Raw genomic sequence first — 16,527 nt, forward strand, 5'->3', positions numbered from 1 at the left:
GGGCCGTTAACCGCCTGTGGCGAGCGAGGTGATCCCGCTGACCGAGAGGGTGGCACCCGTGATGGCCGAAATAACCTTGTTCCACTGGGTCCAGGGAGCTTCGGTAACATAGATTGTGTCCTCGTCACGGATCACGAAATCGCGGGCCATGAACATGCCGTTAGGTTGTGTGAGGTCGAGCACATAAACCATACGCTGCGCACCGATCAGATCGGTGCGGCCGAGGACCTGATTTGAGATTGATGCGGGTTCGTTGCGCATCACAAACACACCAGTAGGGTCAGCCGCAGAGGAGGATAGACCGCCCACTTGGGCGATGGCCTCAATTGCTGACAGGTTCTGGGATTCAAACGCGACACGTGCTTGTGTGCCCGTCGCGCCCAAGGCCGTGAAAGACCTGGTATCTTGTTCGACCAGAATACGATCGCCGCCACGCAGTGCGATATCAAGTTCGGGATTGCCATAGAGGTCTTGGAACCAGATTGTTCCCTCGGATTTTCCGCGAATAACGGTGATCTGGGCAATCTCAGGTTCAATCGTCACACCACCTGCACGTGCGAGCATGGCTGACAGTGTCCGGGTGGGGCGTTCAATCGGATAAACGCCCTGACCGCCGACAGACCCTACAAGCGATACGGTCGCACCATCACCAGCAACTCGGCGCACCTGCACCTGTGGATCTGGCGTCTGGTCGGAGAGCTTATCGGTTATGATGCGGCGGATTGCTTCTGGCGAGTTGTTCGCAGCGCTGATACGGCCAGCGTATGGAATGAAAATAAAGCCGTCGCCATCAACCTGAACTTCTTCAAGAATGGCGGCATCCGTTCCTTCGGAGCCCAGCAGCGGGTCATCGACGTTTTCCCAAACAGTGATACCCAGCACGTCGCCCGCGCGGATCGTGTCAGAGCCTACCTGGGCCGCATTTTTGAATTTGGTGTCAAAGCCAAGCGCTTCGGTGACGGCAGTTGCACGGGTCACGCGATCATTGACTGAAACAACGAATGCGTCGCCTTCACGCTGGACTGAACCCGCATAAATCTGTTCTTTGTTAGGCCCCACCTGCGGCAAGCCACAGGAAGAAACAACGGCAAGCGCCGCTAAAAGGGCGATGGGACGCGCCCACCGGTACGGTACGGATTTCACTGCCCGGTCTCCTCGACCTAGTCTTATCTGCCTCAAAATCGCCGATTAATTCGACGTATTATTCCGAACGTTAGCGCAGCTTGCTGGGAAAATCTACTGTCAGGCCAAGCCTATGTCATGTGACAGCGCGTAACTGTTGCCTTGGTGCCGCGGTCCCTAGACCCAGCGCATCGTAGGGATCATCGCTGCTGAGCATCATGTCGACCACTTGGCGCAGCAGTTGCCGCCGCCCTCGCGATGAATAAAACCCGCCCGGAAGCTGCGAAGTTTCCAGCAAATATCGCCGGTAATCTTTGTAAGCCCGGTTGTCAGGGCGGGCAGCTGCGGCAAAGAACTCTGGCAAAGGCTGATCGGATACGAATTCTGGTTGTTCATAAACCGCGCGGCCAAACACCTTAAGCGGGATGCCGCGCCAGAGCACTTGTTGGCCAGCAGTCGAATTCACGGTCACAGCGGTGCGTGCATCATTCAAGAGCTGCGCCAGCTTGCCGCCCCGCGCATAGTGGACACGTCCTTGAACGCCACGTGATTTGGCCAAGCGTTTGATTTCGCGGCGCACCGGCACGCGGCCGTCTTCCAAAGGATGAGCTTTGACCACAAGGTGGTGATGTTTGGGGGCGCCGGCAGCAAATCCGTCGATAACCAACTCAAGAAAATCTGTCATCGTCTCGAACGGAGAATGCTTTTGGAAGGAGCTGTCATGCTCAAGCTGCATGAGGGCCAAATGGTAGGGAAATCCGCTGCGCCGGATGCGCAGGGTGGCCAGACGCCGCTCAATCGCATGAAACGGCATCAAGACAAGTTGTTGCAGATAAAGCCGGAATTCTTTGGTCACCGGCATTGCGCGGTGGGGGCGAAAGTTGGCGTATTTGCCGTTTAGGAACATCACAAACCAATGATACAGCGCGCCATAAAAGACGTGCTGGCGCATGTCGCCCCAGTGCCCGGGGGGCAGGGGAGCTTCCATGTCCGACTTGGAAAGGGCGTCCTGCATCTTAGGGATAGTCATCTCCATCAGGCGCGAATTCCCGTTGGAGCCACCGCGTTCATACGTGACCCAATAGGGCCGCATGTATCCTTCTTCGAACACATGCACCGTGATGCCGAGGGTTTTGGCCTGTGCGACCGCCGCAGCGTGGATGGGCCGTGTATCACCGTATAAGACAATGTCGGTGACACCTTTGTCGGCCAACAATTTCGCATAGGTCTGCGGCCATTCCTCAGGGGTGCCACGGAAGGGAACGTAGCTGCTAGGGTGGAACCAGAACGCGCGATCACCAGCATTGAACCCAACGCGCCAGACCTGTGCACCTGCCGCGCGCAGCATTTTTCCCAGCCGATTGAAAAACGGGCCATGTGGTCCTTGTAGAAACAAAAACACCCGATCATCGGGGGCGGCACTGGTCATTATAGGCTTTCGGTTCACTCAGTTATGGCCACTAGGGCATATGATGCTGTCTAAATTATGACCCCAAGAAAGTCTCGCTTGCTTGTAAGAAAGGCGTCGTGGGGTTAGGTCAGAGCTGATCAAGGGCAATTAACAGCGCGGGGAAGTGCTATGTTCACCGGGATAATTACCGATATCGGCATCATTGCCAAGCTGGAGCAAGAAGGCGACCTGCGCGCGCGCATCACATGTGGCTACGATACAGGGACCATTGACCTAGGTGCCTCTATTGCTAGCGATGGGGTTTGCCTGACGGTCGTGGGGTTGGGGGCTGACTGGTACGAGGTGCAGGTCAGCGCCGAGACGGTGGGCAAAACCAATCTGAGTGGCTGGACAGCGGGTCGGCGCGTCAATCTAGAGCGGGCCTTGCGGGTCGGTGATGAGCTGGGCGGCCATATCGTCTCGGGTCATGTTGACGGTGTCGCAGAGGTGATCGCCATGGCGGATGACGGCGACAGCACCCGTGTGACATTGCGTGCGCCGCAAGATTTGGCGCGGTTCGTGGCCCCAAAAGGATCCGTTGCGTTGAACGGCACGTCGCTAACGGTAAACGAGGTGTCCGGCTGTGATTTTGGGATCAATTTCATTCCTCACACAAAAGTTGCGACCACGTGGGGTGATGTAGAGGTGGGCGACCAGGTGAACCTCGAGATCGACACGCTTGCACGTTACGTCGCGCGACTGGCTGAGATGTCCTAAGGTGAACTGCTGGCCTTGCCGCGCTGGCTGGGCTAGAGCATGCGGCCAAGAGGCTAAGGAAAAGATGCGATGAATTTTGAAGAACCCGGACCCGTCGAAGCAGAACTTGCTGGCGCGATTTCGCCCATTGCGGAAATCATCGCTGAAGCCAAGGCGGGACGCATGTTCATCCTCGTCGATCACGAAGACCGTGAGAACGAAGGCGACTTTGTGATTCCTGCGGAATTTGCCGATGCCGACGCGATCAATTTTATGGCAAAGCATGGGCGTGGATTGATCTGCTTGCCAATGGCGTCTTCGCGGATCGACCATCTGGGTCTGCCGATGATGGCCGTGAATAACTCCTCGCGTCACGAGACGGCGTTTACCGTCAGCATTGAAGCGCGCGAAGGCGTGACGACCGGCATTTCGGCGGCTGATCGGGCGCTGACCGTTGGGGTCGCGATTTCGGAACAGGCGGGGCCTGCTGATATTGCAACGCCGGGCCATGTGTTTCCGCTGCGCGCCCGCGAAGGCGGCGTGCTTGTGCGTGCAGGACATACCGAAGCTGCGGTCGATCTAAGCCGTTTGGCGGGGCTGAACCCTTCGGGCGTGATCTGCGAAATCATGAAAGAAGACGGTACCATGGCGCGGTTGCCGGACCTTGTTGAGATCGGCCGGGAACACGGCCTGAAAATCGGCACCATCAGCGATCTGATCACCTACCGTAACAAGCATGACAACCTGCTGGTAGAACGCGACAGCCGCACGGTAACCTCCGCCTATGGTGGCGATTGGATGATGCGTACCTTTACCGATCAAATCAGCGGCACGGACCACGTTATGCTCAGCAAGGGCGATCTGAGCACGCCAGAGCCAGTGCTGGTAAGGACCCACGCTGTTAATGCGCTTGAGGATATCTTGGGCCTTGGTCCCAGCCCCGCAAATGAACTGCCACGCGCGATGCAGATCATCGCGGATGAAGGGCGCGGGGCAGTGTTGTTGTTTCGCGATCCGTTTCCGCGCCTGCGCTTTGAAGGGGATGAGGATGACGGCCCACGCACCATCAAACGTACCGGGCTGGGGGCGCAGATCATGGCCTCCGTTGGGCTGACCGAGCTGGTGTTGCTGACCGACAATCCTGATACGCGGTATTTGGGTCTTGATGCTTACCAACTAGAAATTGTGGGCACACGCCCCATCACGACGGAGTAATTCCATGGCCGCATCTATAGCGCATACCACTCTGGCGCGCCCCAGCTTTGATGAACCGGTAAAGGTCTTGATCGTGGTGTCGCCCTATTACAGCGATATTGCTGCGGGCCTGTTGCGCGGCGCCAAAACCGAACTTGAGGCCGCAGGAGTAAAGTGGGAAGTCGTCGAAATGCCCGGTGCGTTGGAAATCCCCACGGCCATCGGCATCTCTGACCGCAAAAGCAATTTTGATGGCTACGTGGCACTGGGATGTGTGATCCGGGGCGAAACGACGCATTATGAGACAGTCTGTAACGACAGCTCAAGCGCGCTGCAGTTGATGGGTTTGCAGGGGCTGTGCATCGGGAATGGCATCCTCACTGTTGAAAACCGCAAGCAAGCAGAAGTGCGTGCGGATGCGGATGGTCAAAACAAAGGTGGCGGGGCGGCGGCAGCGGCCTTGCATCTGATCGCGCTCGCCCGTAAATGGGGCGGCCAAAGCAAGGGCATCGGGTTCAAGCCATTCGGCCATGATACCTTGATGGCCGGCGACGAAAGCGGAAACACAATCGCATGAACAATCCCACGACCCTGTCCGGCAACCAAAAGCGTAAAATGCGCAGTGCAGCGCGGCTTTATGCCGTCCAAGCGCTGTTCCAAATGGAACACTCCAGCATGACTGTCGACATGGTGCGCATGGAGTTCCTTAATCACCGCTTTGGCGAGATTATGGACGGAGACGAGCTTCAAGAGGGCGACAGCGACCTCTTTACGAGCGTTCTTGAAGATGCCGTGAATTATCAGGCCCAGATCGACCAATTGACCGACCGCGCGCTGGTGGCAAAATGGGCCATTGCACGTATCGATCCGACTTTGCGAGCGCTGTTCCGTGCGGCAGGGGCTGAGTTTCGCGATAGTGCCACGCCACCAAAAGTTGTGATTGCCGAATATGTTGATCTGGCGAGCGCGTTCTTCCCAGATGGCAAGGAATCGAAATTCGTCAACGGCGTACTCGATCATATGGCCCGCGAGGCCCGGCCAGAAGCGTTTTGAGCATGAATTCGTCCTATGCGTCGCCCGAGAGTTTTGTCTTTATCGTGACATATGGGCGGTCCGGGTCGACGCTTCTGCAAAATTTACTCAATTCGTTGCCGGATTATGAAATTCGGGGGGAAAACCAGAATACTTGCCTTCAACTTGCGCAGGCTTGGGGCGCAATACGGAATTCCGAGCAAATTACAAACCGCCGTCAGTCAGGAATAGTAAGCGCGCCTACCAGTCCATGGTACGGGGCGGAGAATATTGATGCTGTTGCGTACGGTGCCGCGCTGGCAGAAGCGTTTGTGAAAACCGTGCTCTGTCCATCACCGGGCGTGCGGGTATCGGGATTCAAGGAAATCAGGTATCACAATCATCCGAAATTGTTCTCTTTGCATCTCAACTTCCTGAAAGTTTGCTTTCCGAATGCAAAGTTCATTTTCAATACCCGCAACCACAAGGATGTGGCGCGATCCGGATGGTGGCGCAATCTAGAGAGCGAGAAGGTAGAAGAGACATTGCAAAAGGCCGAACGGCTCTTTGCTGGTTTCATCAAGGCCAATCCACGGCAATGTCACGCGGTGCATTACGACAAGTATATAGCCGATCCAAGCATGCTAAAGGGTCTGTTCCGCTTCCTGCGCGAACCCTACGATCCGGCACTGGTAACGCGAATCTTGGCGCAGCGGCTCGATCATCTCAAGGAATGAAAGCCTCTCTGGGCAACTCATCGCAATCAGCGGCAGAAGTGTGACGGGACCGCCGTTGCCGGGTCGGTTTTATTCCCGGGGACCTGTATGTACAGGTGGGCGCCAGGTAACGTGACCAGGGTCATGACAGAGCCAGCATCCGAGGATTTGCTTAAGGCCACTGGAATTAACGTCAGTCGAGCAGGGCAGAACCCGCCACTCCCCTTAGGTAGGGTGGCGCGAGGGCTACGGCAAGGGCCGATTACTCAGTCTCAGGACTTTGTGTAAACCCGTAGCGTAGCAATTCCTCGGGCAGCAACACGTAAATCTCATTGGGCGGCGTCACGAGCGCGTGTTGCATGACCAGCGGATCAATCCCCATTTCATAAAAGTAACGCATGACCTCGCCCTGACCGCGCTGGATATCTTCAACGGCGACAAATGCGGGCAGAAAGGTGTTTTCGCCAAAGAAATGTTGGTGGACCCCGACAGAGGCGCTTTCAGGGATGTCCCGGGCAATCCCCGCGGCCAGCAGGTAAGGGCAGGCGGAATAGCAGATGTCGTTTTCGCGCATCTCAGTCGTCAGCCCGGCGTCGCGCAGTTCGCGACCAAGGCGCAGCGCATCGCGCACTGAACCGCCGGGGGAGTTTAGGATCACGCGCGTGGGTGCAGGAGCGAGCGCAGTGATTTGTTTGGTGATCCGTTCTGCATCGCCAACGCTGATTGCACCTTCCAAGAGAACCGCGGTACCGCCGGCGACAGGTGTTAGGACCAACCGACCGGGCAGGGGCGTGCTTGGCATCGGACGGCCCCCCGGTGGCGCGCTGTCAAGGCGAAAGCGGCGGGTTTGGTCGCCGGGGCGCACAGGTTCGGTCAAGGACGGTGCTTTTGGGCCAAAGCGTGGCAGGCTAAAACCATTCTGCAGATCACCCGCAAAGAGCAATACGCCAAGGCCAAGCTGAAAAATCAGCACGCCCATGAGCACGCGCGCGACGGGGGATTGTTTTGTTTTGACGGTGCTCATGATGATTTGATTGGCGTGACGCTGGGTGCGCTGATCGGTTTGGCGGGAACCTCTGGTGCCGCTTTAAATGCTGCATCCATGTCGTGCATGACGGCAACAGCTGCGCGCAGCTCGGCCAAGGTTAAGCTATCCTCAATGTTGGTGCCTTCGCGGCCTGACCGGATGGCGGATTGGGTGATGGCCAAGATGAAAACCAACACGGCGGGCAGTAGGTCAATTGCGATGGCGCCGGCCCATGAGGGTGCAAAATTACGAGCATATAGGATCACAGCATCGGCGCTTGAGATCGGGGTGTAGGTGGTCTCGCGCGGGGGCGGCATGGCCAGAACTGATTGGGCAGCACTTTCCAGCGTGGCGGCGCGTTGGGCAAGGACTTCGAGTACGGATGTGATGGTCGCGGCCTGGTCGCCCCGCGTTTCGGCGCTTCGCCCGTCTAGTTCTGGCAGCACGACGGAAGCGGAGAGATCTTGGGCGGCACGTTCCACCAGAGAGGCTACAGAAAGCTGGCGCAGTTGCGTGATCAGACCAGCCAGACGCACCGCCTGTTCGGAGAATTCGACGGAGCGTGCCTCAACTGGGCCGGGTTCAACTGTAAGGGCGCGCATGCGGCTAAGGATGGCGTTGCCTTCGACAAAGGCCGATTGGACCAGCGGGGTCTGGGTGGCGATTTGCGCTTCTAACCCCGAGAGTTCAGAAGATTTCTGGCGCAGCACGCGAAAGACGGCACCACGCCCAGCAAGGCCCGAAAGACCACCCGCCGCTTCTTGTTCGCTCAGGTCCTCAAACGACTGTCGCACTCGGGCGACGTCACGTTCAAGCCCTTGGGCAGAAGTGGCAATTTCGTGGGCGCGCTCTAGTGAGACTTGGTATTCTTGCACAGTTTTGGCAAGGTGCTGTTCGACTGCCGCGGACCCCGCAAGAGCGGCGGCATTGAGCCAGCTCGACATGGCGATGATCGCAACTGAGCCAAAGCCCATTGCGCCCAATAAAGCGACGCGGGCCCGTGCGCCGCGCACCGCCGGGAAAAGCCGGAGCATGTAGGACCAAAAGACAAATATGCCGACGGAGACGGCAACCGAATAGGCGATCGCGGCGAATACAGACATCGCGCCAGTATCATCAAGCAAGGACGACACGCCTAAATAGGTATAGATCCCGGAGGCAACCGCCAGCACGCCAAGCGCTGTTCCGGAGAAGGTATCAAGCCAACTCAGGTGGTCCTCAAGCTCGCGTGCGTACCGAACGCCGCGCGCTTTTGTCGACGGGTCCTGCTGATCGGCCATGGTTATCTCCTTTGCTCACCACTGGTGAAGATAAGGATTGGTGGGGCAAAGACCAAGTCTGTGGGGCGCTGCAGGGCAAAAGGCTTGCGCATGTTCACGTATTGTTCATACTTGCGGGCATGATAGAAAACGGACTTCAGAATTTTCAACCGGGGCAATTACTGGCGCGCGGCGTGTCGCGGCACCTTTCTGCGTGTGGCTTTGCTTGCGTAGAAGAGCTCGTGCCAACACGGGGTTTGCGCGTTGATGTGATGGCGCTTGGCCCCAAAGGCGAACTTTGGGTGGTTGAATGCAAGTCCAGCCGTGCAGATTTTATGTCGGACGCCAAATGGCAGGGTTATCTGGAGTGGGCGGACCGCTTTTTCTTTGCTGTGGATGCAGATTTTCCAACCGATCTGCTGCCACAGGATGCTGGATTGATCATTGCGGATGCCTACGGGGCCGAGACCCTGCGCATGGGGCCAGAAACCAAACTAGCGCCAGCGCGGCGCAAGGTCGTGGTCCAGAAGTTTGCTACCTGTGCCGCACGGCGGCTCCAAATACTGCGCGATCCGGACATGATGCCGGAATGGGGTTAAGAGCTTAGCGTTTGCCCTTTTTGCCGCCCAAGCTGCTGGCGGCTGCCATGATTTCTTCTGCAATTTCGCGGGCTTCGTCCGCTGTGAAATCCATTGGGATCTCAATTCCATTTGCTTCGATAAAAAGCCGGACCATGCCATTGTCGGTCGGGCCGATCTGCAGGTTCGCCTCGATGTCGCGTTCAGTGTCGATGCCCATGGTGCTTACTCCAGTCCTAGGATGGTGGGGATCGCTATCGCGCAGGGGCTTGAAAGGCAAGCCTTTGTGGGGTTGGATTGGGCATGGATGAGATAGAGATCAGGCGATTTTTGGCCACCGACCGGGATTGGCTCGTTGAGGCGCATGGCACGCATTATGCGCGTGATGAAGGGTTCGACGCCAGTTTCGGCGTATTGGTGGCACAAATCATCGATGGGTTTATCGACGGGCATGATGCTGAGGATGAGGCAGGCTGGGTTGCTTGGCGTGGGGATCAGCGGCTTGGATGTATCTTTTGCGTTCGGTTGGGCCCGGAAACGGCCAAGCTGCGGTTGTTTTTACTGGAGCCTAAGGCGCGTGGCCTTGGCCTTGGGCGGCAGATGTTGGCGACGTGCATGGGGTTTGCCAAGCAACGCGGCTATTTGGGAATGCAGCTTTGGACCCATGAAAGCCACCGCTCGGCGGGGGCGCTCTATGAGCGCAATGGCTGGACACTAACCAATTCGGTGCCGGTCGTGTCATTTGGGCAGCCAAATATTGAACAGACTTGGGAGATCACTTTCTAGGTCATTCTGGGCCAATCAGTACCTCTTAGGGTCTTGCAATCCTCAGGCACGGGCGCTAAATCCATCTTCGTTGCCGCCTTAGCTCAGTTGGTTAGAGCACTGGTTTGTGGAACCAGGGGTCCCCCGTTCAAGCCGGGGAGGCGGTACCATTCCCCTCTATTTCGATGTGCTCGGTTCGCAAGGGACTTTTTAGCGCGCGCATTCGTAACGGAGTTGTCCCGTAAACTCACCAATTCCTTAACTCAAAAGACGAATTCAAGGGGATGTGATCTCGACCGTTTGGCTGAGTTTACCGCTGAGGCGGTCGTAAATCAGGATGCGATTGTCGTCGGTTACAACCGCATACCACGTGTCGCCTTGGGTAAAGGCGGAGGCCGTGGCACCGTCTGGCAGGGTCAAAGTGTTGGGTAGATCGGGGGCGCTGGCGTTCAAGCGGGTGACAAGCAGTGCGATCACCACTATTACGCCGCCAATCATCACTGTTGTCAGCACCGTGACCAGTCTACGCAAAAAGCGCAGGTTGGCCGGTTCGGGGAAGTCATCCATGTCGCACCGCCGTATCACTTTTTCGCTGGCCGAGGGGCCACCACCGCGTCTTGATAAGGCGCTTGCACGAGATGTGCCAGAGCAAGAGGCGTTGTCGCGCACAAGGCTTATGAAATTGATTGAACGTGGTGCCGTGCAGGTCGACGGACAGGTTGTACGTGATCCACGGGCCGTAACGCGCGAGGGTGCTGTAATCACCGTTGACGTGGAGGAGGCCGAGGACAGCCACATCTTGCCGGAGGATATTCCGCTTGAGGTGGTGTTCGAGGATGCAGACTTGATCGTGGTGAATAAACCATCGGGGATGGTGGTGCATCCAGCACCCGGCAGTCCCAACGGTACGCTGGTAAATGCGCTTTTGGCCCATTGTGGGGATGAATTATCTGGTGTTGGGGGCATGAAACGGCCCGGGATCGTGCATCGGATCGATAAAGAAACCTCTGGTCTTTTGGTGGTCGCAAAATCGGACTCGGCGCATCACGGGCTGGCCAAGCAGTTCGAGGCGCACACTGTCGAGCGCTATTATCAGGCGCTGGTTTACGGCGTTCCGGATGCAAATGACCCGCGGTTGCGGGGCATCAAGGGCACCAATTTCGAAACTGGCAATATCCTTAAGATGACCACGCAGTTGGCGCGTCACAAGACGGATCGCCAACGTCAGGCCGTGCTGTTTCACGGTGGGCGCCATGCGGTCACCCGTGCCCGCACAGTGCGTAGGTTTGGCACACCTGCGGTGATCGCGCTGATGGAATGTTGGCTTGAAACAGGGCGTACCCATCAGATTCGCGTTCATATGGCGCATGCGGGGCATGGCTTGGTCGGTGATCCGGTTTATGGCGGCAAACGCAAGATCGCTAAGGCAGCCCTGCCAGAAGCCATGGCAGATGCAATACGCGCCTTTCCTAGGCAAGCATTGCATGCGGCTGTTTTGGGCTTTCAGCATCCGGTTACCGGCGAAATGGTCCGTTTTGAGGCTCCTTTGCCGCCAGATATTGCTGCGCTGCTGACCGTGCTGGAGCCCAGCCAGGCCTAAAAATGCACACGGCTGCGTGAGCGTACGCACCGTAAATGTTTCATTTACTCAAGTTAGAGCAATATGAACACGAAAGGCGCAGGCCTAGTCTTGAACACGGGCCCGAGGCCAACCATATTGTATGTTAAGCTCAGTAACATGAGCCCCAACTGGGAAGAGGAATGTGGATTATGGCAAATTATGCAAATCTGCCGGCACCAACACCGGAAGGCGGTCTAAACCGCTATATGCAGGAGATTCGTAAGTTTCCCCTGCTGGAGCCTCAAGAAGAATACATGCTTGCCAAAGCTTGGGTTGAGCAAGAAGACACCGAATCTGCGCACCGTATGGTCACCTCGCACCTGCGTTTGGCCGCAAAAATTGCCATGGGCTACCGTGGCTATGGGTTGCCGCAGGCCGAAGTCATTTCGGAGGCCAATGTTGGCCTTATGCAGGCGGTCAAACGGTTTGATCCTGAAAAAGGGTTCCGGCTGGCGACCTATGCGATGTGGTGGATCCGGGCGAGCATTCAGGAATATATCCTGCGTTCATGGTCGCTGGTGAAGCTTGGCACGACGTCTGGCCAGAAAAAGCTGTTTTTCAATCTGCGCAAAGCCAAGAACAAGATCGGCGCGCTGGAAGAAGGCGATTTGCGTCCTGAAAACGTGAAGACCATCGCCACTCAGCTGGGCGTGACCGAAAAAGAAGTGATCTCCATGAACCGGCGCATGTCCGGCGGGGACGCGTCGTTGAACGCGACTGTCGGGTCCGAAGGCGAAGGGACCATGCAGTGGCAGGATTGGCTCGAGGATGAGGATGCTGACCAAGCGGGCGACTATGAGGCTCGCGATGAGTTGGAAACACGCCGTGAGATGCTTGCCGAGGCGTTGGGCGTGCTCAATGACCGCGAAAAAGACATCCTTACTCAGCGGCGATTGTCGGATGAGACAATCACGTTGGAGGATCTAAGCGGCCAATACAATGTCAGCCGCGAACGGATCCGCCAAATCGAAGTGCGTGCCTTTGAAAAACTGCAAAAGCGCATGGGCGAATTAGCCCGCGAAAAAGGTATGATCACCGCTTCTTAAGGTACCTATTTGCTTTAGAATTGAACCCTCCGTGGCAGATGTTACGGGGGGTTTTTGTTTGTTGCGGCCAGGTTGCGCCGCCGACTGCGAGTGGTAGAGTAGTATTGATATAAAAGGGAAATGTTTGCCATGACGGTCTTGCGATGGGGTATTTTGGGCGCTGCAAATTTTGCGCGTCATTATATGGGGCCAGCAATTCATGCGGCCAAAGGGGCATCCTTGGATGCGCTTGCGACCTCCGATCCAGCCAAGGCCGCAAACTTCAGCGCCTTTGCACCGGGATTGCGTGTGCATGACAGTTACGAAGCGCTGTTAAACGATCCGCAGATCGATGCGGTATACATCCCATTGCCCAATCATATGCATGTGGAATGGACCCTCAAGGCGCTTGAGGCTGGTAAACATGTGCTGTGCGAAAAGCCGATCACGATGCAGGCCGATCAGTTTGATCAACTTATTGCCGCGCGCGATGCTTCTGGCTTGCTGGCGGCTGAGGCGTATATGATCGTGCATCATCCACAAATGCTGCGCGCGCGTGAAATTGTGCAGTCTGGCGCATTGGGGCAGTTGGGCCATGTGCAGGCTTCATTTTCCTTCTTCAATGACGATCAAGAGAATATCCGCAATCAGGCCGATCTGGGCGGCGGCGGGTTGCCTGATATTGGCGTGTACACCTTTGGGGCGGCGCGTTTTGTAACGGGCCAAGAGCCGTTGAGCGTGCCCTACGCGCGTATCGATTACACCAATGGTGTCGATACTTTTGTGCAAATGGCCGCGGATTTTGACGGGTTTAGCTATGGGGCGACAGTGGCCATCCGCCTTTTCAAGCAGCAAGAACTGACATTCCATGGGGAAAAAGGGCTGCTTCGCTTGAGCTGTCCGTTTAACGCGGGCGTGCTTGATCAGGCGGAATTGCATCTGGAAACGGATGACACAACCATCACCACCGAGCGCTTTGCGGGCGTGAACCAATATGTGCTGCAAGTCGAAGCCTTTGGCCGCGCGGCACAGGGCCACGAGGTGTATGGTTGCCCGCTCGAGTTCTCGCGGGGTACGCAGGCGATGATTGATATGACCTACGCTGCAGGGGGCCGGGGGTAGGGTGGTAAAAACCGCTTTGCCCTACGCCGGGTCGTTCCGCTAGGTTACGGCCATGTCGCAGGCGTTCATATACCTTCCCAAGAAGCTCTACCGTATGAACCCACCAGGTGGTGGCCAGTTCTATACCAAACTTCAGAAGGCCCTCGTGGAAGCAGGGATACCCGCCGATTTTCGCCAGCGGTTCAGCATTTATGGCGGCGAAGATTATGCCAACAAGGGCGCGCATTTTGTGCATCAAGGGCTGGTCCGTGCTCCCGGGGTTTTTAACACCGGGTTCGCCTAAATCGCGCCGTTTTGGTACGTCGATCCAAAGGGTATTTTTGGCGAAAGCAGCATCGCGGAGCTGACGTTTGACGCTGAGTGTGAAAACACCGAGCAGGCACAGGCGTTTTTTGCCCGGCTGAGCAAACGCAACATCACCCGCAGGCTGACCAAATACCGCCAACCTGAGGGCCGTCCTGTGTTGCCTGCGGATGCCATCGCAGTTTTCCTGCAAGGCCCTTCACAGCCTGTAGAACGGGCACAGTACTGCTCAGAGGCGCAGATGGTCAGCCGTATCGCCGTCGCTGCTGGTAATCGCCCGATTTTGGTCAAACCACATCCGCGCACCGCTGACCCAGAAACTTTGGCCCATGTCGAAAAACTCGCCAAAGCCCACCCGAATGTGCAGATCGTTGATGCCCATATCCACGACATGCTGGCCAGCGCTGCGCTGACCTGTTCGATCAGCTCTAGCGTGTCTCTTGAGGGGATGATGCACCGCAAACCCGCGCTGCTGTTCGGTATGACCGACTTTCACCACATCGCCCGAACCATTCACCAAACGGACGACGTCGCGGCGGCGCTGGATTGGGCGTTGGAGGTTGGGTCAAATTTGCCTTACGCGGCGTTCCTACATTGGTTCTTGCAAAAAAACTGCATCAACATGGGCCGCGATGACTGGTTCGATCGTATTTTGGCGCGGGTAGGTCTTGATGTTAACCAAGGGTAGCCCGCGCCAAATGCGCTGTAACTCTGCGGTATTAGTCTTCCATTGCCTCAAGCTCATCAATAAATCCTGAGATCATCGACAATCCCTTGTCCCAGAACGCCGGATCAGTGGCATCCAAACCAAACGGGGCCAAAAGCTCTTTGTGGTGCTTGGAACCGCCTGCTTTGAGCATGTCGAAATATTTGTCCTCAAAACCTTCGGCCCCATCGGCATATTCCGCATAGAGCGCGTTCACCAACCCATCGCCAAATGCATAGGCGTAGACGTAGAAGGGCGAATGGACGAAATGCGGGATATAGGCCCAGAAGGTCTCGTACCCGTCCATGAACTCGAATGCTGGTCCAAGGCTCTCGGCCTGAACGGACATCCACAGCGCGTTAATATCATCTGGTGTTAGCTCACCTGTGCGTCGTGCGGCATGCAATTTGCACTCAAAATCATAGAACGCGATCTGGCGCACGACAGTGTTGATCATATCCTCAACTTTGCCAGCGAGCAGGATCCTGCGCTCGGACTTGGTCTTGGCCCCATCCAGCATCTTGCGGAATGTCAGCATCTCGCCAAATACGCTTGCTGTTTCGGCCAACGTCAGCGGGGTAGAGGAAAGCATTTCGCCTTGTTCAGCGGCCAATACCTGATGCACGCCGTGGCCCAATTCATGCGCAAGGGTCATCACGTCGCGCGGTTTGCCCAAGTAATTCAGCATCACATAAGGGTGCACATTCGTCACCGTGGGGTGCGCGAATGCACCAGGAGCCTTGCCTGGCTTCACGGCCGCATCAATCCAGCCTTCGCTGAAGAACGGAGCCGCGATTTCGCCCATGCGTGGATCAAACGCGGTATACGCATCCATCACAGTCTTTTCTGCACTTTCCCAATCCAAAATCCGCGGATCTTCCATGGGCAGTGGCGCATTGCGATCCCAAACCTGCATCACGTCCAAACCCAGCCATTTGCGTTTTAGCTCGTAGTAGCGGTGGCTCAACTTTGGATAGGCCTCGACCACTGCATTGCGCAGGGCCTCGACAACTTCGGGTTCGACCTGATTGGAGAGGTGCCGGCCCATCTGCGCCGTTTCCATGCCGCGCCAGCGATCTAGGATTTCCTTTTCCTTTGCTTGGGTGTTGTGCACACGGGCAAAGGTTTTGATGTTGCTGCCAAAAACATCGGCCAATTCATGCGCCGCCGCCTCGCGGACCTCACGTTTGGGGTCAGTCAGCAAGTCCAAGACACCTTCGATATTCAACAGGTCGCCGTCGACCTCAAATTCCAGCCCGGCGATGGTCTCGTCAAACATCCGTTCCCATGCGTCGCCAACGACGCCCAAATCATGCAGGAACTTTTCCATCTCATCAGACAGCTGGTATTTTTTCATTGCTCGGATGTTGTCGAATATCGGCTTGTAGCGGGCCAAATCAGCGTTCTTTGACAGCAACCCCGCAAGGTGGTCATCCTCGAGCCGGTTCAATTCCAGCGTAAAGAAAACCAGTGGGGTGGTGAAGTTGGTGATCTTTTCCTGAACGTCGGACATGAATTTTGCGCGGTCCGCGTCGGTGGTCAGCTGGTAATAGCGCAGGCCGGCGAATGACATGATGCGCCCAGCGATCTGGCTAATCTTTTCATTGCGCAACACACAATCGAGCAGTCCCGCAGCATCCAGCGCTTCTAGCTTACCTTCGTAATCTTCGGCAAAGCGGGCGCAGGCATTTTCGAGCCAGTCCAGATCGCGCTTTAGCTCGGGCGCGTCCTCGCCGGTGTAAAGATCATCGAGGTTCCACTCAGGCAACCGACCCAGCGGCGAGTCACCGCCCGTTGCATTGGCATCAAAAACGGGGAAGGGCAGCTTGAACATGGATCAGACCTCATATTGGTTTCGCTTTATCTAATGTCCCGAAGGGAGCACGACAAGCAGCGAAAGCCCTGAGTGTGTTCAACAATTGTTCAAAAGCC

Annotated in this window: 19 protein-coding genes and 1 tRNA gene; 13 read left to right on the top strand and 7 right to left on the bottom strand. The window is 56.5% G+C overall.

Annotation, left to right across the window (positions count from 1 at the left end; all coding sequences use genetic code 11):
* Positions 1 to 6: 6 nt before the first annotated feature.
* Positions 7 to 1,143, bottom strand: a complete 1,137-nt coding sequence (locus tag C1J03_RS07910; RefSeq protein WP_114885326.1) for a polysaccharide biosynthesis/export family protein — start codon at positions 1,141 to 1,143, stop codon at positions 7 to 9.
* A gap of 115 nt (positions 1,144 to 1,258) precedes the next feature.
* A complete protein-coding gene (locus C1J03_RS07915) occupies positions 1,259 to 2,551 on the bottom strand; it encodes a capsule biosynthesis protein (RefSeq protein WP_114885328.1) in 1,293 nt (430 codons plus the stop codon).
* Between the two features lie 150 nt (positions 2,552 to 2,701).
* On the opposite strand from C1J03_RS07915, the gene C1J03_RS07920 reads away from it, so the two are divergent.
* The 5 genes from C1J03_RS07920 to C1J03_RS07940 all read left to right on the top strand — a co-directional run bounded on the left by C1J03_RS07920 (position 2,702) and on the right by C1J03_RS07940 (position 6,210).
* Positions 2,702 to 3,289, top strand: a complete 588-nt coding sequence (locus C1J03_RS07920) for a riboflavin synthase (protein WP_114885330.1) — start codon at positions 2,702 to 2,704, stop codon at positions 3,287 to 3,289.
* A 69-nt stretch (positions 3,290 to 3,358) separates the two neighbouring features.
* Positions 3,359 to 4,483, top strand: a complete 1,125-nt coding sequence (ribB, locus tag C1J03_RS07925; RefSeq protein ID WP_114885332.1) for a 3,4-dihydroxy-2-butanone-4-phosphate synthase — start codon at positions 3,359 to 3,361, stop codon at positions 4,481 to 4,483.
* A 4-nt stretch (positions 4,484 to 4,487) separates the two neighbouring features.
* Entirely contained in the window at positions 4,488 to 5,039 is a 552-nt protein-coding gene (locus tag C1J03_RS07930) for a 6,7-dimethyl-8-ribityllumazine synthase (RefSeq protein WP_114885334.1), read from the top strand.
* On the top strand, positions 5,036 to 5,515 hold the full coding sequence (gene nusB, locus C1J03_RS07935; RefSeq protein ID WP_114885336.1) for a transcription antitermination factor NusB: 480 nt from the start codon (positions 5,036 to 5,038) through the stop codon (positions 5,513 to 5,515). The genes C1J03_RS07930 and nusB overlap by 4 nt, the downstream gene beginning before the upstream one ends.
* A 2-nt stretch (positions 5,516 to 5,517) precedes the next feature.
* The gene (locus C1J03_RS07940) at positions 5,518 to 6,210 is read left to right on the top strand and encodes a sulfotransferase family protein (RefSeq protein WP_114885338.1); all 693 of its coding nucleotides are present in this window, start codon (positions 5,518 to 5,520) and stop codon (positions 6,208 to 6,210) included.
* A 241-nt stretch (positions 6,211 to 6,451) separates the two neighbouring features.
* Here the strand turns inward: C1J03_RS07940 and C1J03_RS07945 are convergent, their stop codons facing one another.
* Together C1J03_RS07945 and C1J03_RS07950 are read right to left on the bottom strand one after the other, a co-directional pair.
* Entirely contained in the window at positions 6,452 to 7,213 is a 762-nt protein-coding gene (locus C1J03_RS07945) for a hypothetical protein (RefSeq protein ID WP_114885340.1), read from the bottom strand.
* Entirely contained in the window at positions 7,210 to 8,496 is a 1,287-nt protein-coding gene (locus tag C1J03_RS07950; RefSeq protein ID WP_114885342.1) for a hypothetical protein, read from the bottom strand. The genes C1J03_RS07945 and C1J03_RS07950 overlap by 4 nt, the downstream gene beginning before the upstream one ends.
* A 119-nt stretch (positions 8,497 to 8,615) precedes the next feature.
* On the opposite strand from C1J03_RS07950, the gene C1J03_RS07955 reads away from it, so the two are divergent.
* Positions 8,616 to 9,074, top strand: a complete 459-nt coding sequence (locus C1J03_RS07955) for an MmcB family DNA repair protein (protein WP_114888912.1) — start codon at positions 8,616 to 8,618, stop codon at positions 9,072 to 9,074.
* A gap of 4 nt (positions 9,075 to 9,078) precedes the next feature.
* On the opposite strand, the gene C1J03_RS07960 is transcribed toward C1J03_RS07955, so the two are convergent.
* Complete coding sequence (locus C1J03_RS07960) at positions 9,079 to 9,273, bottom strand: DUF6324 family protein (protein WP_114885344.1); 195 nt, start codon at positions 9,271 to 9,273, stop codon at positions 9,079 to 9,081.
* Positions 9,274 to 9,356: 83 nt separating this feature from the next.
* On the opposite strand from C1J03_RS07960, the gene C1J03_RS07965 reads away from it, so the two are divergent.
* A complete protein-coding gene (locus C1J03_RS07965) occupies positions 9,357 to 9,839 on the top strand; it encodes a GNAT family N-acetyltransferase (RefSeq protein ID WP_114885346.1) in 483 nt (160 codons plus the stop codon).
* 72 nt (positions 9,840 to 9,911) lie between these two features.
* Positions 9,912 to 9,988, top strand: a tRNA-His gene (locus C1J03_RS07970).
* Positions 9,989 to 10,094: 106 nt separating this feature from the next.
* On the opposite strand, the gene C1J03_RS07975 is transcribed toward C1J03_RS07970, so the two are convergent.
* Entirely contained in the window at positions 10,095 to 10,385 is a 291-nt protein-coding gene (locus C1J03_RS07975) for a DUF6476 family protein (RefSeq protein ID WP_114885348.1), read from the bottom strand.
* Between C1J03_RS07975 and C1J03_RS07980 the strand changes: the two genes are divergently transcribed.
* The 5 genes from C1J03_RS07980 to C1J03_RS08005 all read left to right on the top strand — a co-directional run bounded on the left by C1J03_RS07980 (position 10,384) and on the right by C1J03_RS08005 (position 14,577).
* A complete protein-coding gene (locus C1J03_RS07980) occupies positions 10,384 to 11,418 on the top strand; it encodes an RluA family pseudouridine synthase (protein ID WP_114885350.1) in 1,035 nt (344 codons plus the stop codon). The genes C1J03_RS07975 and C1J03_RS07980 overlap by 2 nt on opposite strands.
* A gap of 170 nt (positions 11,419 to 11,588) precedes the next feature.
* Positions 11,589 to 12,485: an RNA polymerase sigma factor RpoH gene (gene rpoH / locus C1J03_RS07985; RefSeq protein ID WP_114888913.1), complete on the top strand. Its 897-nt coding sequence runs from the start codon at positions 11,589 to 11,591 to the stop codon at positions 12,483 to 12,485.
* 129 nt (positions 12,486 to 12,614) lie between these two features.
* On the top strand, positions 12,615 to 13,586 hold the full coding sequence (locus C1J03_RS07990) for a Gfo/Idh/MocA family protein (protein WP_114888914.1): 972 nt from the start codon (positions 12,615 to 12,617) through the stop codon (positions 13,584 to 13,586).
* A 52-nt stretch (positions 13,587 to 13,638) separates the two neighbouring features.
* The gene (locus C1J03_RS07995; RefSeq protein ID WP_162798475.1) at positions 13,639 to 13,869 is read left to right on the top strand and encodes a hypothetical protein; all 231 of its coding nucleotides are present in this window, start codon (positions 13,639 to 13,641) and stop codon (positions 13,867 to 13,869) included.
* Between the two features lie 177 nt (positions 13,870 to 14,046).
* Positions 14,047 to 14,577, top strand: coding sequence for a hypothetical protein (locus C1J03_RS08005; protein WP_162798476.1), 531 nt, complete (start codon positions 14,047 to 14,049; stop codon positions 14,575 to 14,577).
* Positions 14,578 to 14,608: 31 nt separating this feature from the next.
* Here the strand turns inward: C1J03_RS08005 and C1J03_RS08010 are convergent, their stop codons facing one another.
* Positions 14,609 to 16,429 (bottom strand): M3 family oligoendopeptidase, encoded by a 1,821-nt coding sequence (locus C1J03_RS08010; RefSeq protein WP_114885359.1) that lies wholly within the window; start codon positions 16,427 to 16,429, stop codon positions 14,609 to 14,611.
* Between the last annotated feature and the right edge of the window lie 98 nt (positions 16,430 to 16,527).

Origin of the sequence: Sulfitobacter sp. SK012, from assembly GCF_003352085.1 — a bacterium.
GTDB lineage: Bacteria > Pseudomonadota > Alphaproteobacteria > Rhodobacterales > Rhodobacteraceae > Sulfitobacter.

Bases quoted from the DNA above. Each gene is read 5' to 3' on its own strand.
- C1J03_RS07915 (WP_114885328.1), bottom strand. From the start codon at position 2,551: ATGACCAGTGCCGCCCCCGATGATCGGGTGTTTTTGTTTCTACAAGGA.
- C1J03_RS07920 (WP_114885330.1), top strand. From the start codon at position 2,702: ATGTTCACCGGGATAATTACCGATATCGGCATCATTGCCAAGCTGGAG.
- ribB (WP_114885332.1), top strand. From the start codon at position 3,359: ATGAATTTTGAAGAACCCGGACCCGTCGAAGCAGAACTTGCTGGCGCG.
- C1J03_RS07930 (WP_114885334.1), top strand. From the start codon at position 4,488: ATGGCCGCATCTATAGCGCATACCACTCTGGCGCGCCCCAGCTTTGAT.
- nusB (WP_114885336.1), top strand. From the start codon at position 5,036: ATGAACAATCCCACGACCCTGTCCGGCAACCAAAAGCGTAAAATGCGC.
- C1J03_RS07940 (WP_114885338.1), top strand. From the start codon at position 5,518: ATGAATTCGTCCTATGCGTCGCCCGAGAGTTTTGTCTTTATCGTGACA.
- C1J03_RS07945 (WP_114885340.1), bottom strand. From the start codon at position 7,213: ATGAGCACCGTCAAAACAAAACAATCCCCCGTCGCGCGCGTGCTCATG.
- C1J03_RS07950 (WP_114885342.1), bottom strand. From the start codon at position 8,496: ATGGCCGATCAGCAGGACCCGTCGACAAAAGCGCGCGGCGTTCGGTAC.
- C1J03_RS07955 (WP_114888912.1), top strand. From the start codon at position 8,616: ATGATAGAAAACGGACTTCAGAATTTTCAACCGGGGCAATTACTGGCG.
- C1J03_RS07960 (WP_114885344.1), bottom strand. From the start codon at position 9,273: ATGGGCATCGACACTGAACGCGACATCGAGGCGAACCTGCAGATCGGC.
- C1J03_RS07965 (WP_114885346.1), top strand. From the start codon at position 9,357: ATGGATGAGATAGAGATCAGGCGATTTTTGGCCACCGACCGGGATTGG.
- C1J03_RS07980 (WP_114885350.1), top strand. From the start codon at position 10,384: ATGTCGCACCGCCGTATCACTTTTTCGCTGGCCGAGGGGCCACCACCG.
- C1J03_RS07975 (WP_114885348.1), bottom strand. From the start codon at position 10,385: ATGGATGACTTCCCCGAACCGGCCAACCTGCGCTTTTTGCGTAGACTG.
- rpoH (WP_114888913.1), top strand. From the start codon at position 11,589: ATGGCAAATTATGCAAATCTGCCGGCACCAACACCGGAAGGCGGTCTA.
- C1J03_RS07990 (WP_114888914.1), top strand. From the start codon at position 12,615: ATGACGGTCTTGCGATGGGGTATTTTGGGCGCTGCAAATTTTGCGCGT.
- C1J03_RS07995 (WP_162798475.1), top strand. From the start codon at position 13,639: ATGTCGCAGGCGTTCATATACCTTCCCAAGAAGCTCTACCGTATGAAC.
- C1J03_RS08010 (WP_114885359.1), bottom strand. From the start codon at position 16,429: ATGTTCAAGCTGCCCTTCCCCGTTTTTGATGCCAATGCAACGGGCGGT.